Raw genomic sequence first — 15,582 nt, forward strand, 5'->3', positions numbered from 1 at the left:
ATGAGTGGTTTTTGAAAAACAGATCATTTAAAGAAAAGGATAATGTTATGAACCCGAAAAAGAAACAGCTCCTTGATGCTGCCTACCAACTGTTCGTCGAAAAAGGTTACCAGTCGACTTCGATCCAGGACATACTCGATCAAAGTGTCGTCTCCAAAGGAACGTTCTATAATTACTTTTCATCAAAAAATGAATTGTTCATTGATGTCTTCAATACGGTTTTCGAAAAGATGCGTAATGCCCGCAAAGAAATTTTAGTCGGCCGAGACGTCTCGGATTATGAAACGTTTATCCGGCAAGGGAACTGTTACCTCGAATTGATGCAGAAATATAAACTGTATACGTTGTTTGAAGAAGCGATTGCTTCTAATGAAAAAGAATTAAAAGCATTCATGGAAAATAACCGGTTGCTTGAAATCGAATGGACGTACCATCGTCTGCGTGATTTATTCGGGGAAGCGAAAACACCGTATCTGCTCGATTTAGCTGTCATCTATACCGGAATGTTACAGTATGCGATGTACTTCTTCCGGCAATCGGAACCAAACACGCAACCGGAACGGGTCGTCCGGTATGTCTTTAACCGGTTGACCCATCTCGTCGAAGATGTCAGCCGGACGGAAGAACAATTGATTCCGCCGCGGTTTTTATCGGTCTGGCTCGATCGTCCGCAAGATGAGGTCGTCATCCGGAAAGATTTATTCGAAAAGACGAATGCCCATATGAAGCGGCTGATCACGCTGTCCGCGATTTCAGACGAATCAAAAGAAGCGCATGATGAAGTGCTCGATTTCATTTATGAAGAATTACTGGAACGGAAAAAACCGAAGATCCATCTGTTGAAGCGGGCACTCGAAACGTTGCAGGAAGATCCGATCTTCACCGGTCAGGAAATCATGGTCCGTTATCAGGACATGGTCGACGAAATCGTCCGGATCCGGACACTGTTACAATAAGGGCTTATCGCTTCAGGTGAAACGTCTTATAATGAAAAAATATGTTCAAACCAAGAAATGAGGAATTAGATGTTATCACAATGGAGAAAAGAATGGGTCCTGCAACCGAAGGCGGATTTGTTATCCGGAATCGTGGTTGCCTTGGCACTGGTTCCGGAAGCCATCGCGTTTTCCTTGATTGCCGGCGTCAACCCGATGGTCGGCTTATATGCGTCCGTCATCATTGCCATCATCATCTCGATTGCCGGCGGCCGCCCGGGGATGATCTCGGCAGCGACCGGTGCGATGGCACTTGTCGTCGTCCAACTCGTCAAAGATCATGGTGTGGATTATTTACTGGCAGCAGGAATTCTCGCCGGAATCTTCCAGATTCTTTTAGGCGTCGCCGGTGTCGCCAAGTTATTGCGTTTTATTCCCCGCGCCGTCATGGTCGGATTCGTCAATGCCTTGGCGATCTTAATTTTTTCGGCACAATTGCCGCAGTTTGAAGGACAGAACTGGATCATGTATGCGATGGTCGCGGCATCTCTCGCCATCATCCTGATTTTCCCGCGGTTTACGAAAGTGATTCCGGCACCGCTCGTCGCGATTACAATCATGACGATCCTGACGGTTGCCTTTTCGCTGGATACCCGCGTCATCGGCGACATGGGACAAATTTCAGCTTCACTCCCAAGTTTCTTCCTGCCGAATGTTCCGTTTTCGCTTGAGACACTGCAAATCATCTTCCCGTATGCCTTGTCACTCGCATTCGTCGGTCTGATTGAATCGTTGTTGACGGCGCGGATTGTCGATGAGATGACTGATACGACATCGAATAAAGCGACCGAGTCACGCGGACAAGGAATCGCCAACATCGTGGCCGGATTCTTTGGCGGTATGCCGGGCTGTGCAATGATCGGTCAATCGGTCATCAATGTCACGTCAGGCGGACGGGGCCGATTGTCGACGTTTACGGCAGGGGCTTTCCTGATGCTGTTGATGGTGACGATGAATGATTTACTGATGACGATTCCGATGGGGGCACTCGTTGGTGTCATGTTCTTCGTGTCCTATGCGACATTTGACTGGGGATCCTTTAAAATGCTGAAAAATTCTCCGAAAAGTGACTCTGCCGTCATGCTGGCGACGGTCCTCGTGACCGTCCTGACACATGATTTGTCGATGGGTGTGCTGGTCGGGATTCTGCTCGCCGCGATTCTGTTCGCGTCGAAAATTTCGCGGATTGATGTGAAACGACATGCCGAAGAGAAAAACGTCGTCTACCGGATCAACGGACCGATCTTCTTTGCGTCGACGACGGCGTTCGTCGGACAATTCGATTTGCCGGCAGATCGCGACTTCGAACAGATTACGCTTGATTTTACGCAAGCCCATCTGTTTGATGATTCGGCAACGGAGGCGATTGAAACGGTCGTCTTGAAATATCAGGCGGCAGGTGTGTCAGTCGACTTGGTTTCCTTAAATGAAGAATCACAGGCGCTTGTTGACCGGTTAGCCCGTCGCATCGCCTGAAGAGGAACCGTCCGAGACGTATTTCGGATGGTTCTTTTTTCGTGAAAGCAGACGATTGGAGAGACTTTTCGGTATACTGGAAAAAAAGGGGGAATAGTCATGAAATGGTTTCGGTTTGAGCAAGAAGGAGAGTCACGGATTGGGATCGAGGAAGCAGGTTACCGGTATGACGTGACAGCGCAGGTCTATACGGATTCGTTGCTTGAAGTCATCGCACGGGGCTTCGAGATGGATCTTGATTTGGATGTCGCACTGCGGCTGAACCATGAGATCCGGTTACTCGCACCGTACATACCGCCTCGTAATGTGATTTGTGTCGGGAAGAACTATGCCGATCATATCAAGGAGATGGATACGGCAGGTGCCGGGAAGTTCGTTTTATTTACGAAAGCACCGAGTTCCATCGTCGGTCCGTTTGAGGCAATCGAACGGCATGCTGATCTGACACAGCAACTCGACTATGAAGGAGAGCTCGCAATCATCATCGGGACAACCGGTCGTGACCTGACACCGGAAAATGCATTGGATCATGTCTTCGGCTACAGTATCGTCAATGATGTGACGGCACGTGATCTGCAAAAAGAGCATGTTCAATTTTTCCGCGGTAAATCACTCGACGGTTTTTGTCCGTTCGGGCCGGTCATCGTGACGGAAGACAGTTTTGATCCGGCCGATGTACTGGTTGAGACGCGCGTCAACGGTCAACTGCGGCAATCGGGTTCGACGAAGCTGATGCTCCGGGATGTCGTGACGATTTTAACGGAAGTTTCTCGAGGGATGACCCTTGAAGCAGGGGATATCATTGCAACAGGAACACCGGCCGGCGTTGGACACGGGATGAAGCCGCCGACGTATCTTCAGGATGGGGACGTCGTGGATGTTTCGATTGAAGGAATCGGTCATCTGCAAAATCACGTCAAAGCCTAAAAATGAATACTTGATGACCGTCTTGTTTAAAACCGCTCAGAGAATGAGCGGTTTTTTTGCGTAAACGGTCATATTATGACCGTTTTTGATGTATAATAGATGTATAACAAGATGTTATTGTCGAATAAAGTCATATTTTGAAGGTTTTTTAACGAAAAACATAAAAAAGTGAATGTTTTTGATTGATTTTTGAATGTAAACGCTTTATATTAAGGATGTGGAGGGAAACTCATGTTAACGAAAAAACGCCATCAACTGATTCTCGAGCTGCTCGCCCGGGAAGAAGTCGTCAAAATGCAAACCATTGTTGATCAGACGGGAGCCAGTGAATCAACGATTCGCCGCGACTTATCACAACTTGAATCGGCTGGTCACTTACGGCGGGTTCACGGCGGGGCAACCGCCAACCATATGCAGATTGATGAACCGAGTTATTTCGAGAAAAGTGACCGTTTCGTCGAAGAGAAGGACCGGATCGCAAAAGCAGCGGCCGACCTGATCGAAGACGGAATGTACGTGTATCTCGATGCAGGAACGACGACACTAGCCATCGTCCCTTATCTCGAACAAAAGGCGATTACAGTCGTGACGAACAGTCTTCCTCTAGCGAACACGTTACTCTATCACCGTATCCCGACGTTCGTCGTCGGAGGGCAACTCAAGCATTCGACCCAAGCACTTGTTGGTTACAATGCGCGTGAAGGAATGTTGATTTACCATTTTGATGTCGCTTTCCTTGGGATGAACGGTGTTCATCCGACTCAAGGTTTCACGACACCAGATCCGGAAGAGGCACTCGTTAAGAAGACCGCGATTGAGTTAGCGAAAAAGTCTTATGTATTAGTCGATGAGACGAAACTGGATGACATCAGTTTCAGCCGGGTCGCGTCACTGCGGGCGGCAACGATTATCACGATGACATCCAGTGAACAGGAAGCGAAATACAGTCAATATACAGAGGTGGTGAACGCGAAATGATTTATACACTGACACTCAACCCATCGATCGATTATTACGTCACGTTGCCCGTATTTGAGGCCGGACAAGTCAATCGTGTGGAAAAAGCGGAAAAAGTAGCAGGCGGTAAAGGAATCAATGTCTCGTTGGTCTTAAGAAATTACGACGTCGAGACGGAAGCTCTTGGATTTTTAGGTGGCAGTACGGGACAGTTCATTCGTGACGAACTGGAAAAACAAGGCGTCCTGACAGCCTTCACACCGATTGCCGATGAAACGCGGATCAACGTTAAGATCCGTGCCGATCAGGAATCGGAACTTAATGCGGCAGGTCCTCAAATCAAGGATGAAGAATTGCAGGAGTTACTGGCAGCGTTCGAAACGATGCAGCCGGGTGACATCGTCGTCTTCGCCGGCAGCATTCCAAGCAGTCTGCCGCAGGATTTATACCGGAAGATTGCGCAAGTCCTGACGGAACGAGGCGTGAAGTTCGCTGTCGATACGACGAAGGAAGCCATGCTTGAAGTCTTACCGCTCGGTCCGTTCATGATCAAGCCGAACCATCATGAACTCGGTGAAATTTTTGATGTCGACATCACGTCAAAAGAAATGGCTGTCCCGTATGCGCAACAACTCGTTGAACGCGGTGCGGAAAATGTCATCATCTCTTTTGCAGGTGACGGAGCGTTACTTGTCAACAAGCAAGGGGCCTACACGGCGAACACACCGGCCGGTAAGCTGATTAATTCAGTCGGTGCCGGAGATTCACTCGTCGCAGGATTCGTAGCCAGTTACGCCCTTGGGCGATCGCCGGAAGAAGCTTTTCGCTATGCGGTCACGACAGGCAGTGCGTCCGCTTACTCATTTGGTTTATGTACAAAAGAAGATATTGACCGTTTATTGACCGATGTCCAAGTCGTTGAACTCATTCAATCCTAAAAGGAGTGACAAACTCATGAAAATTACAGATCTGTTAACCCGTGATACGATCCAACTCGATTTACGTTCGTCGAATAAAGCAGCTGTCATCGATGAATTGGTGGATGTACTCGATCGTGCCGGGAAATTAAATGACCGCTCGGCTTACCGCGAAGCCATCCTGGCCCGGGAAGCACAAAGTACGACCGGACTCGGTGAAGGAATCGCGATTCCGCATGCGAAGACGGCAGCCGTCAAATCACCGGCCATCGCTTTTGGACGTTCGACAGGAATCGATTACGAAGCACTCGACGGACAACCAAGCCGCTTGTTCTTCATGATTGCTGCCGGCGAAAATGCCGACAACGCGCACCTTGAAACATTATCAAAACTTTCTGTCTACCTGATGGACATGAAGTTCCGTGATACGATTCTTTCCGCCCGTTCGGAAGATGAAGTCATCGCTGCGATCGAAGCAAAAGAACGGGAAGAAGAAGGTCCGGTCGACGTCTCATCGCCAAACGTCGCACAGGACGCACCATACATTCTTGCCGTCACAGCGTGTCCGACCGGTATCGCCCATACGTATATGGCAGCAGATGCTCTCCGTCAAAAAGCGGAAGAAATGGGTGTCCGCATCAAAGTCGAAACAAACGGTTCGACCGGCGTGAAAAACGGTCTGACAAGTCAAGATATTCAAGAAGCGACAGCAATCATCGTCGCTGCGGATAAAGCTGTCGAGATGGATCGTTTCAACGGGAAACACGTTGTTGAAGTTCCGGTCGCTCAGGGAATCCGGAAACCAAAAGAACTGATTGACCGTGCCGTTAAACAGGATGCACCGGTGTATAAAGGCAGTGGATCAAGCGATAGCTCGAAACCAGCCCGCGGCGGTTTCTACAAACACCTGATGAGCGGGGTTTCCGCCATGTTGCCACTCGTCGTTGCCGGCGGACTCTTAATCGCAATCAGCTTCTTCTGGGGCATCAACTCAGCGAACCCGGAAGATCCATCATACAACGAATTTGCCGCTCAATTGATGTCGATCGGTAAAGCAGCCTTTGGTCTTCTGATTCCGATTCTTGCCGGATTCATCGCGATGTCGATCGCCGATAAACCGGGTCTTGCACCAGGTTTGATTGCCGGTTTCCTCGCAAGCCAAGGGAATGCCGGATTCCTCGGTGGATTGATCGCCGGTTTCCTTGCCGGTTATGTTGTTCTCTTACTGATCAAAGTCTTGCAAGGTCTTCCGAAAGCTCTTGAAGGGATCAAACCGGTCTTGCTTTACCCGCTGTTCGGTTCATTCATCACAGGTATGATCATGTTGCTTGTCATCAACGAGCCAATCGCTGCTTTCATGACATGGTTAACAGATTCACTCAACGGTCTAAGTGGCGGTAACGCCATCCTGCTCGGTATGCTCGTCGCAGCAATGATGGCAATCGATATGGGTGGTCCAATCAACAAAACGGCCTACGTCTTCGGAACAGCCGCTTTAACAGCAGGAAACACGGAAGTCATGGCAGCCGTCATGGCAGGTGGTATGGTTCCACCGCTTCTCGTCGCTTTCTCTTCCACATTGTTCGCACGTAAGAAATTTACACCGCAAGAACGCGAAGCGGGTATCGCTGCTTACGCAATGGGTGCGTCATTCGTCACAGAAGGTGCGATTCCATTCGCAGCAGCCGATCCACTTCGTGTCATCCCGGCAAGCGTCATCGGTTCAGCAATCGCCGGTGCATTGACAATCGTCTTCGGTGTGTTGCTTCCGGCACCACACGGCGGTGTGTTCGTCTTCCCATTACTTGACGGACCATCAGGCACATGGATGGCCGTTCTCAGCTACGCAGGTGCCATCTTAATCGGATCACTTGTCGGAGCCGCTATCCTCTCGATCTTGAAAAAACCGCTCGTCGATCAAGAAGTTGCGAAAAAAGAAATGACTTCTGGTACGGGAACAAAAGCTTCATAAGAAAAAAAGATTCGATAAAAATCACTCCAAGACTTCTTGGAGTGATTTTTTAATTGCCTTTTTCGGGTATTAGAGCAAGAATAGGGGGCGTATCCCCACTATGAAGGAGGTTTGTATATGGGCGGTCAGTCTTTACAAATCGGACCACGTACCATCAAGACCGGACTTGCGGTCATCTTGGCGCTGATTATCAGTAACCTGTTTAATCTAAGCCCGATCCTACCTGCGATTTCGGCAGCTACAACGTTATTACCGTCCGTGTATCAGACATGGAAACAATTCCTCGAGGAAGCGGAAGCCAACCTGATCGGAGCCTTCCTGACACTCGTCTCGTTATGGATTCTAGGTGACAACCCGGCCAATCCACTGGCAATCGGAATCGTCATCATGGCTGCCATCTCGATTTTACTGGCATTTGGTTTCGGCCGGACGATTCCCCACGTCGTCTTGATGATCATCGTCATCCTGGAAAGTGTTGAAGGGGCGACGGATCCGTTGTGGCAAATCGTCCTGATCCGTTACTTACTCGTCATGCTCGGGATCGGTTGTGCCCTCGGTGTCAATGCGCTGATTTTCCCGCCGCGTTACGGGAACGTCTATTATCAGAAAGCCTCGAAACTGTTCGAGAAGCTGCTTGTCGTGACCCGGGCAATTGCCTTTGAAGGGAAAGTCACACCGTACCGGTCAGCGATCGACAAAATGAGCCGTTCGATGCTCGAGACAAAGACGTTATTTAATCTGCACCGGGAAGAAATTCGCGGATCCCGGCAACGGCACGTCTCGTTATTGCGGAATTTGATCATTTTGCAACATATGCAGTCGTGTCTGGAACGGGGGGTTGCGACCGCTGAACGGTTCCGGGAGCGGGAGAAGGCGTTGAATTCGATTGCTGACGAGTTACGGAGCGAATTGTTCTATCACCTGATGCATATTGCCCAGCGTCAGGAAAAAGTCTTGCTGACGTACGATCTGTTACTGACGGAAGAACCACTCGCGATGGAAGACCTCGTCAAAGAAAATATCGCTTTCGTCAAACACTCGTTTCTCGACCGGGATGAACTGGAAGAAGAAATCATCATGGAAATCCTGCCGATCGTCGTTGCGATGAACGAATGGATTCAGGAACTGGAATTGTTTGAGAAACGGCTGAACGGGGCGCTTCGTCGCCATGTGACGTCGCTGTCGATCGAACAGAAATCAGTCCGTGATAAAACCTTTAACCGCTTTAAACGAAAAAAAGCGATTGACGAAAGTCAAAAGTAAGCGTATAGTCCTTCTTAACAGCACTTTAGTTGCTAACAGCATAACAGTATAACAGCATAACAGAACAAAAGAAGTTGGACGAAGACGAAACCGAAGTAGAAACAATCTCCCTGTTTCAGAGAGCACGTGGCGCTGCGAACGTGTACACAGATTGAATCGAATTACAGTTTCCGAGTCTCTTGCCATGCAAGCGGAGAAAACCGTTATCCCGTAATGAAGCGATCTATGTCTACGTAGATTATCAGGGTGGTACCGCGGCCTTTTGTCGTCCCTGTCGAACATCTTTGTTCGGCAGGGACTTTTTGTTGTTCATCTACTTTCAAGGGGGAATTCATATGTCTACACCAATCATTCCAAGTCACTTACAACCACACGTCGCACCACAGCACTACGACGATTACACGCCGACGGATCACGCGGTCTGGCGTTACGTCATGCGACTGAATTTAAAGACGTTACAAGATACAGCCCATCCGGCATACCTCGAAGGACTCGCTGCGTCCGGCATCAGTCCGGAACGGATTCCGGATGTCCGGGAGATGACGGCCAACTTGAGCCGGGGCGGCTGGGGAACGGTCGCCGTTGACGGTCTGATACCGGGCGTCGCATTCTTTGATTTCCAAGGACACGGCTTGTTACCGATCGCAACGGATATCCGCAAGGTCGATAACATTCTCTACACACCGGCACCGGACATCTTGCACGAAGCAGCGGGACATGCACCAATCCTGATGAATCCGACGTACGCAGAATTCGTTCGCCGGTTCGGTGAGATCGGTGCCCATGCCTTTAACCATAAAGCGGAGCACGACGTCTTCAAAGCGTTAAAAAAATTGACGATTGTCAAAGAAAGTCCGTTTTCGACACCGGCTGACATCGAGCAGGCGGAAATCGCCCTTGCTGAAACCCGGACCCATGTGACGGGAATCTCGGAAGCGAATGAAATTTCACGTCTGTTCTGGTGGACGGTTGAGTTTGGTCTCATCGGTGATCTCGACAATCCGCAAATCTACGGAGCTGGTCTCCTGTCATCAGTCGGTGAAAGCCGTCACTGTCTGACAGACGCGGTCGTCAAACATCCGTTTTCACTTGCGAAAGCACTGGCGACGAAACATGACGTCACGAGCATGCAAAAAGAACTGTTTGTCTGCGAATCATTCGCACAGCTCCGGGAAGCCCTGGAAGAGTTCGCGCAGACGATGTCATACGTCCGCGGCGGCATCCACGGATTAACGAAAGCCGTCGAGTCAGGCAACCTTTCGACGCTTGTCTTTGACAGCGGCGTCTCGCTCGTCGGTGTACCGGCAACACAGGAAATTCATGAAACCCTGCACATCGTCAAGCTGACCGGTCCGACGGCGCTAGCTGCGAAAGGTGAAGTCATGACAGGTCAAGGGCTGGCTGATCATCCAGAAGGATTTACACTCCTTCACGGACCGGAGCTGAACGAAGTCTTGCTCCAGGTCAAAGTCGGGGAAGAGCTGGACTGGACAGAAGGTGCAGTTCACGCCACAGGACAAATTTCAGCGATTCAAAACGTCAACGGTCACCGGGCACTCGTCGTCCTGGAAGACGCTCAATTAACGAACGACGGTCAAACGACGGCAATGGACCGGATGGAGTTAGTCGTCGGAGACATCACGTCGGCTTTCCCGGGAACAGAAGTCGAAGCGTTAAAACCGATTCCGGAGACAGTCGAATTCGAACGGATCGAACGTCCGTTGACAGCTGCTGATCCGATTTTTGAAGCCATTCGGGAAATGCGGGAAGGACGGGCCGATCGTCAACTGTTGCCGCAACTGATTGACCGGACGTTGACTCAATTACCGGATGCCTGGTTGTTGCGTCTTGAATTACTGGAACTGGCGGATGAAGTCGATCAGCCCCGGTTAATCGCGGATTTAGACCGTCTGAAGCAGACGTCGGCCGAACGGGACGAGCTGATCAGCCGCGGCATGCGCCTGCTGGATCTTGTCCGGTAATTCAGGCATCGAGAAATCTCCTGAAACCTGTTAGAATGGAAACCGTGTGAAAGTGATACGGAACAGGGGAGTGATCGATATGAAACAACCGAATTATTATCAGGACGTCAAACAATTTCATCAGACGTTCCGTCATCCGGGTGCTGAACAGCCGACAGCGATTCCGCTCGAACGGGGTGTCAAACGGGCGACCTGGACAGCGGAAGAAGCAGTCGTTGAGTTTCTCCACCAGTCGTCGCAAAACGAAACCGAGTTTTTGGCAGCCATCGAGACGTTTAAGACAGGACTTGATCAGGCGGTTCAAAAATCATTGAAGGAAACCTACCCGACGACGGAAGTCGAACGGTTGGTCGGTCAAGGCGATGCGTTGACGGATGCCCTGTACTTCATCATGGGCAGTTTTGTTGAAGCAGGTCTTGAACCGGGTCCGTTGTTTGAAATCGTCCAACAGGCAAACATGGCGAAACTGGGTCCGGACGGTCAGCCGATTTTCCGGGAATCCGACCAAAAGGTCATGAAACCGGACGGCTGGTTGCCGCCGGAACCGCAGCTCGAGGCAGAAGTAGTACGCCAAATGAAGGAAAAAGCATAAAAAAAGGAAGTAAGCCGCATCGATGCGGTTTACTTCCTTTTTGTTAGACCTGATAACGGGATAACGACAGTTTCCCGGGATGCTCAAAGACGACGCCTTCCGCCTCGAGTGCCAGTTGCTGTTCGTCACCGTCGAGTGAAATCTCACCTTTCGCATTCAAGACGCGGTGCCAGGGCAACTGTTCCGTCCGGCTGAGGCTGTGAAGAATCCGGGCCACTTGTCGGGCAGCCCGCGGATTTCCGGCAAGGCGGGCGATTTGACCGTACGTCATGACGCGTCCTGCCGGAATTGAACGAATGACCTCAACGACTTCTTGTGTGAACGGAATCAAGGGGTTTCGTTGGTCGAGACGATGTATTGTTGAATCTTGTCATCTTCGTCAAATCCAATCGTGACATCAGTGATTCCTTGCTGAAGCCGGATTTGCAGTTCGAGCCGGTCTTTGATGTCATCGGCCTGGGCAATCGTCAACGCCGGATCGACTTCAATCTCGACTTCGACATGGAAATGATCGCCTTCCTTGATGACTTCGAGTTTGCTGATGTCCCGGACATCGGCATCTTGCATGATAAGCCCGCCGAGCCGTGCTGCCATCGTTTCGTCTGCTTCTCCGAGGGCGCCGGCTGCATTTTGTAAAAAGACGTTGCCGACGACATAAAACATCATCAGTCCGATGATGATCGAGGCAATGCCTTCCGCCTGATGAAACGGTGTCAGATGCGAGATGATGACGGCGATCATTGCGACAAGTCCGCCGGCCGTTGCGACTAAATCTTCGAGGAAGACAAGGCGTGTCGCCGGTTTTGCCTGCTTTAAGGCACGGAAACTGTCGAGAATCAATTTCGGACCTTTTGTCGTGATACGGGCATCATGTGCGATTTCCTGCATCGCTTTATAAAAGACACCACTTTCAAGGACGACACCGACGAATAAGACGGACAAGGTAATCCAAAAACCGGTTGATTCGGTTGGTTGGATGATGTGAGCAATTCCTTCATGAATCGTTTCGTAGGCCATGATGCCGACGAATAAAATCGCGCCGAGCAACACGAGGTTGACGAGACGGCCAAACCCGTTCGGGAACCGTTTCGTCGGTGCCTTTTTACTGAGGGCGGAACCGATGAAAACAAAAAATTGGTTGGCGGCGTCCCCAATCGTGTGCATCATTTCCGCAAACATCGCGACGTTGCCGGTTAAGACATAAGCGACGGCTTTGATGATGGCGATGACCGAGTTGACGATGCCGGCCGTCAAAGCAGAACGATTGCCCCGTTTTAATAATGTAATGAATTCTCCCATGATGTGTCTCCTTTAGCTAATAAACTTGATTACTAATAGTAGTATGTTACACCAGATGGTCCCGATAAAACCAATTCAAACAAAAAAAGACCAAATCGCCGAAAGACGATTTGGTCTAAAAGAGACTTATGTCAAATCTACTTTTTTGTTGATTTCGTTCGAGTCATCGTTGCCGACTGCTTTTTTCAACAGTTGCTTAACGGATTTTGTTGTGTTGCCGGTTTCCCAATATTCAGCGCCTTCCGTGTTGACCTTGATCAAGACGACTTTTGGATCTTCATATGTCGTTCCGAGATACGCTTCATAACGCGGGCTCCATAATTCTTTTTTACGGGCCACGTCTTCGACGAATTCTGCTTTCCCGCGAATCGAAACGTAAGATTTATCAACGTAGGCGACGTTGACGTTCGGATTTTTAAGAATTTCATTATATTTGCCTGTATCTTTTGATGTAAGGAACCAGAGATCGCCATCGAACTCGATATCCTGAGTTTGCATCGGACGTGAGACAAGACCTTCATCAGAGATCGTCGTCAGCATGGCTGTTTCGATTTTATCGATTAATTTTTTGACCGTTTCAACGGCTTCTTGATTTGATGTATGGTTCGTTGACATGAAAAACACCTCATCCTCTAAGTTTTAATTGCTGCTACTTTAAGAATGTTCCCTGAATTTCAAATTGAAAACGTCGCCATCGGGTAAACAGGCAGTTTAATTGCATTCGATTATCAGACAGGCGTACAGTTTAGACATGAAGTCAACATCAGAGGAGAGATTATATTGAAATTAAGTATTTTAGACCAATCACCGGTCTCAAAAGGACAGACCCCGTCAGAAGCTTTACATGAAACAGTTGAACTTGCGAAGATTGCCGATGAACTCGGATATACACGATTATGGGTATCGGAACACCACTTTGCCAAAACACTTGCCGGATCAAGCCCGGAAGTCTTAATCGCTTACATGGCAGCGGTCACGAAACAGATTCGTCTCGGTTCAGGGGGCGTCATGTTACCACATTACAGTCCGTACAAAGTCGCAGAGAACTTCCGTGTCCTCGAAGGACTGGCACCAAACCGGATTGATTTAGGACTAGGCCGGGCACCGGGCGGTATGCCGCTCGCAACCCGTGCACTCCAGGAAGGATCGTCCCCACGATTCGGCGGAGCAGACTACGGGGCACAACTCGATGATCTCGTCGATTATTTAAAAGACGGGGCACCGGCTGATCACCGGTTTGCAGGACTCGTCGCAACACCGGAAGTCGATACGACACCGGAAGCCTGGTTGCTCGGATCAAGCGGCGGCAGCGCCTTGAATGCGGCGCAACGCGGATTCGGATTCGCCTTTGCCCACTTCATCAACGGACAGGGCGGTCAGGAAGTAATGGATTACTACCGTCATAACTTCATGGCGACGTCGTTCAATGAGACACCGCAAACGCTCGTCTCGATTTTCGTGACATGTGCGGAGACAACGGAAGAAGCGGAACGATTGGCTTCGAGTCTTGATTTGTCATTGCTCCTGCTTGAGAAAGGTATCTCGTCAACAGGCACACCGACTCCGGAAGAAGCAGCCGCTTACCAGTACTCGTTCCAAGACCAGTTCCGGATTGCCGAAAACCGGAAACGGATGATCGTCGGAAATCCGGAAGACGTCGCGCGTCAGTTGCAGAATCTCGCCGATTCGTACGGAACAGATGAAGTGATGATTGCTTCGATGATTGCCGACAAGGACGCAAAACAACAATCACTCCGTCTGATCATGGACGCAGTCAAAGCAACGGTTTAAACGAATGATCAAGGACGTTCATCTCAGCTCGCTGAGGTGGACGTTTTTTTTGTTTCAAGCGACGTGAGTTCTTCTGAGCATTCTGCCCGAACATCATGCCGCAAATGAAAGAATCCGATACTGACGGTCACGAGTAAACCGAATGAACTGATCCCGAGTATCAGAGTGAGCGAGACGTGATCACTTAAGAAGCCGAATAACAACATACCGAGCGGAATGATCCCCATCGCGAGTGATTCCATGACACCCATGACACGACCTAAGTATGCAGGGTCTGTTTGACGTTGAACGAGCAGTTGAATCGGAATGTTTGAGCGGAGGATGATGAACCCTACCGTGAAGGAGAAAATGAGAAAATAACCAAATGTCCAGTTCGATGGAACGATGTCGAGTAACGGCAACAGAGGTGAAAGAAACAGCATACCGACTAAAGCGATTGACTGAAATAAAGTCATCAACGGACGTTTGATCGTAAAGCGAGGCAGAGCAAGCATCAGTGAACTAAGTAAGAGACCAGCACCTAAAGCGGCTTCAATTGTTCCGAACTGGAAGGGTGTAAATTTGAGATGATCGAGTAAAATGATCGGATAGATGACTTCCAAGGCGATGAAAAAGAAATTCAAAACAAGGGCCATTAAGATGAGCGTCGTCAGGACACGTTGTTTGAACAAATAACGGTAGCCTGATTGAAAGTCTGTCCAGAGTGAAGGCGAACTTTCTTCACGGGTAAAAGGGATGACCCGGAACGTCAGCCGCATGTTCCAAAGTGCGGCGAAGGAAAACAAGCTTAACGGTAAGAGGGTGAAGAGATGAATCGGTGCAAAGGCTAACAGGAAACCGGCAAGCATCGGAGCAACAATTGATGAAAGGGAACTGATACTTGAAATGAGGGAATTACCACGCTGTAATTCCGCATCATCAAGCAATCGTGTCAACGAACTCATTAAGGTGACGGAAAGGAAAGTTGAAAGAGCAGTCAAAAGGGCGCTGACGATCATGTAATGCATCGTGTGGACAGGGAAAAAGGTCGCGTAACCTGCAAATATGGCAAGTATGAAGGCACTTGATACCTCGGTCGTGACGATGATTTTTTTCCGGTTCCAGCGATCAGACAGAACGCCGGCAACGGGAGATAACAGAATCCGCGGCAGTGTCCCTGCGAGTAAGACAAGTGCGAATTGAAGCCCGGATGACGTTTCCCGTAAAACAGTCAGACCGGCGACGAACGTAAACAGACTGGCGGCGAACAATGAACAAAACTTGCCGAATAATAACCTTTGTAAATTTTTAGACATCATAATTCCTCCTTTTTGTTCAATTAAATTGAACTTTCCTTTATACTAGAGGAATAGGGAAATATTGTAAATGTAAAAGTTAAATTTAATTTAACTTATTTAATAAATTGAGGTGA

General features: G+C 49.3%; 14 protein-coding genes and 1 other annotated feature. Of the genes, 10 read left to right on the forward strand and 4 right to left on the reverse strand.

Annotation, left to right across the window (positions count from 1 at the left end; translation table 11 throughout):
* The first annotated feature begins 47 nt into the window (after positions 1-47).
* From ACP26N_RS05565 to ACP26N_RS05605, 9 genes are all read left to right on the forward strand, one after another.
* Positions 48-956 (forward strand): TetR/AcrR family transcriptional regulator, encoded by a 909-nt coding sequence (locus ACP26N_RS05565; RefSeq protein ID WP_114596216.1) that lies wholly within the window; start codon positions 48-50, stop codon positions 954-956.
* 69 nt (positions 957-1,025) lie between these two features.
* Positions 1,026-2,471, forward strand: a complete 1,446-nt coding sequence (locus ACP26N_RS05570) for a SulP family inorganic anion transporter (protein ID WP_214853870.1) — start codon at positions 1,026-1,028, stop codon at positions 2,469-2,471.
* A gap of 99 nt (positions 2,472-2,570) precedes the next feature.
* Positions 2,571-3,398 (forward strand): fumarylacetoacetate hydrolase family protein, encoded by an 828-nt coding sequence (locus ACP26N_RS05575; protein ID WP_426354984.1) that lies wholly within the window; start codon positions 2,571-2,573, stop codon positions 3,396-3,398.
* A gap of 231 nt (positions 3,399-3,629) precedes the next feature.
* Positions 3,630-4,376: a DeoR/GlpR family DNA-binding transcription regulator gene (locus tag ACP26N_RS05580; RefSeq protein WP_012369959.1), complete on the forward strand. Its 747-nt coding sequence runs from the start codon at positions 3,630-3,632 to the stop codon at positions 4,374-4,376.
* A complete protein-coding gene (pfkB, locus tag ACP26N_RS05585; protein WP_131973117.1) occupies positions 4,373-5,293 on the forward strand; it encodes a 1-phosphofructokinase in 921 nt (306 codons plus the stop codon). The genes ACP26N_RS05580 and pfkB overlap by 4 nt, the downstream gene beginning before the upstream one ends.
* A 16-nt stretch (positions 5,294-5,309) precedes the next feature.
* Positions 5,310-7,244 carry a PTS fructose transporter subunit IIABC gene (locus ACP26N_RS05590; protein ID WP_131503003.1) on the forward strand — a complete coding sequence of 645 codons (1,935 nt, stop codon included), beginning with the start codon at positions 5,310-5,312 and terminating at the stop codon, positions 7,242-7,244.
* Between the two features lie 117 nt (positions 7,245-7,361).
* Positions 7,362-8,507, forward strand: a complete 1,146-nt coding sequence (locus tag ACP26N_RS05595; protein ID WP_114596212.1) for an FUSC family protein — start codon at positions 7,362-7,364, stop codon at positions 8,505-8,507.
* Positions 8,508-8,579: 72 nt separating this feature from the next.
* Positions 8,580-8,783: a binding site (T-box leader), on the forward strand.
* 59 nt (positions 8,784-8,842) lie between these two features.
* Positions 8,843-10,489: an aromatic amino acid hydroxylase gene (locus ACP26N_RS05600; RefSeq protein ID WP_426354986.1), complete on the forward strand. Its 1,647-nt coding sequence runs from the start codon at positions 8,843-8,845 to the stop codon at positions 10,487-10,489.
* A gap of 79 nt (positions 10,490-10,568) precedes the next feature.
* Positions 10,569-11,081 (forward strand): hypothetical protein, encoded by a 513-nt coding sequence (locus ACP26N_RS05605; RefSeq protein WP_426354987.1) that lies wholly within the window; start codon positions 10,569-10,571, stop codon positions 11,079-11,081.
* Positions 11,082-11,124: 43 nt separating this feature from the next.
* Here the strand turns inward: ACP26N_RS05605 and ACP26N_RS05610 are convergent, their stop codons facing one another.
* The 3 genes from ACP26N_RS05610 to ACP26N_RS05620 all read right to left on the reverse strand — a co-directional run bounded on the left by ACP26N_RS05610 (position 11,125) and on the right by ACP26N_RS05620 (position 12,995).
* Entirely contained in the window at positions 11,125-11,412 is a 288-nt protein-coding gene (locus ACP26N_RS05610; protein WP_131973114.1) for an MGMT family protein, read from the reverse strand.
* A complete protein-coding gene (locus ACP26N_RS05615) occupies positions 11,409-12,380 on the reverse strand; it encodes a cation diffusion facilitator family transporter (RefSeq protein ID WP_131502999.1) in 972 nt (323 codons plus the stop codon). The genes ACP26N_RS05610 and ACP26N_RS05615 overlap by 4 nt, the downstream gene beginning before the upstream one ends.
* 126 nt (positions 12,381-12,506) lie before the next feature.
* On the reverse strand, positions 12,507-12,995 hold the full coding sequence (locus ACP26N_RS05620; protein ID WP_131502998.1) for a pyridoxamine 5'-phosphate oxidase family protein: 489 nt from the start codon (positions 12,993-12,995) through the stop codon (positions 12,507-12,509).
* Between the two features lie 162 nt (positions 12,996-13,157).
* On the opposite strand from ACP26N_RS05620, the gene ACP26N_RS05625 reads away from it, so the two are divergent.
* On the forward strand, positions 13,158-14,171 hold the full coding sequence (locus ACP26N_RS05625; protein WP_131973113.1) for an LLM class flavin-dependent oxidoreductase: 1,014 nt from the start codon (positions 13,158-13,160) through the stop codon (positions 14,169-14,171).
* Positions 14,172-14,194: 23 nt separating this feature from the next.
* Here ACP26N_RS05625 and ACP26N_RS05630 read toward each other — a convergent pair whose 3' ends face one another.
* Entirely contained in the window at positions 14,195-15,466 is a 1,272-nt protein-coding gene (locus ACP26N_RS05630) for an MFS transporter (RefSeq protein ID WP_131973112.1), read from the reverse strand.
* Between the last annotated feature and the right edge of the window lie 116 nt (positions 15,467-15,582).

The sequence above is a fragment of the Exiguobacterium sp. R-39 genome, from assembly GCF_049942815.1.
Lineage (GTDB): Bacteria > Bacillota > Bacilli > Exiguobacteriales > Exiguobacteriaceae > Exiguobacterium_A.

Excerpts from the sequence above, each read along its gene's own strand:
- ACP26N_RS05565 (WP_114596216.1), top strand. The coding sequence starts at position 48 with ATGAACCCGAAAAAGAAACAGCTCCTTGATGCTGCCTACCAACTGTTC.
- ACP26N_RS05580 (WP_012369959.1), top strand. The coding sequence starts at position 3,630 with ATGTTAACGAAAAAACGCCATCAACTGATTCTCGAGCTGCTCGCCCGG.
- ACP26N_RS05605 (WP_426354987.1), top strand. The coding sequence starts at position 10,569 with ATGAAACAACCGAATTATTATCAGGACGTCAAACAATTTCATCAGACG.
- ACP26N_RS05615 (WP_131502999.1), bottom strand. The coding sequence starts at position 12,380 with ATGGGAGAATTCATTACATTATTAAAACGGGGCAATCGTTCTGCTTTG.
- pfkB (WP_131973117.1), top strand. The coding sequence starts at position 4,373 with ATGATTTATACACTGACACTCAACCCATCGATCGATTATTACGTCACG.
- ACP26N_RS05620 (WP_131502998.1), bottom strand. The coding sequence starts at position 12,995 with ATGTCAACGAACCATACATCAAATCAAGAAGCCGTTGAAACGGTCAAA.
- ACP26N_RS05590 (WP_131503003.1), top strand. The coding sequence starts at position 5,310 with ATGAAAATTACAGATCTGTTAACCCGTGATACGATCCAACTCGATTTA.
- ACP26N_RS05595 (WP_114596212.1), top strand. The coding sequence starts at position 7,362 with ATGGGCGGTCAGTCTTTACAAATCGGACCACGTACCATCAAGACCGGA.
- ACP26N_RS05630 (WP_131973112.1), bottom strand. The coding sequence starts at position 15,466 with ATGTCTAAAAATTTACAAAGGTTATTATTCGGCAAGTTTTGTTCATTG.
- ACP26N_RS05575 (WP_426354984.1), top strand. The coding sequence starts at position 2,571 with ATGAAATGGTTTCGGTTTGAGCAAGAAGGAGAGTCACGGATTGGGATC.
- ACP26N_RS05600 (WP_426354986.1), top strand. The coding sequence starts at position 8,843 with ATGTCTACACCAATCATTCCAAGTCACTTACAACCACACGTCGCACCA.
- ACP26N_RS05570 (WP_214853870.1), top strand. The coding sequence starts at position 1,026 with ATGTTATCACAATGGAGAAAAGAATGGGTCCTGCAACCGAAGGCGGAT.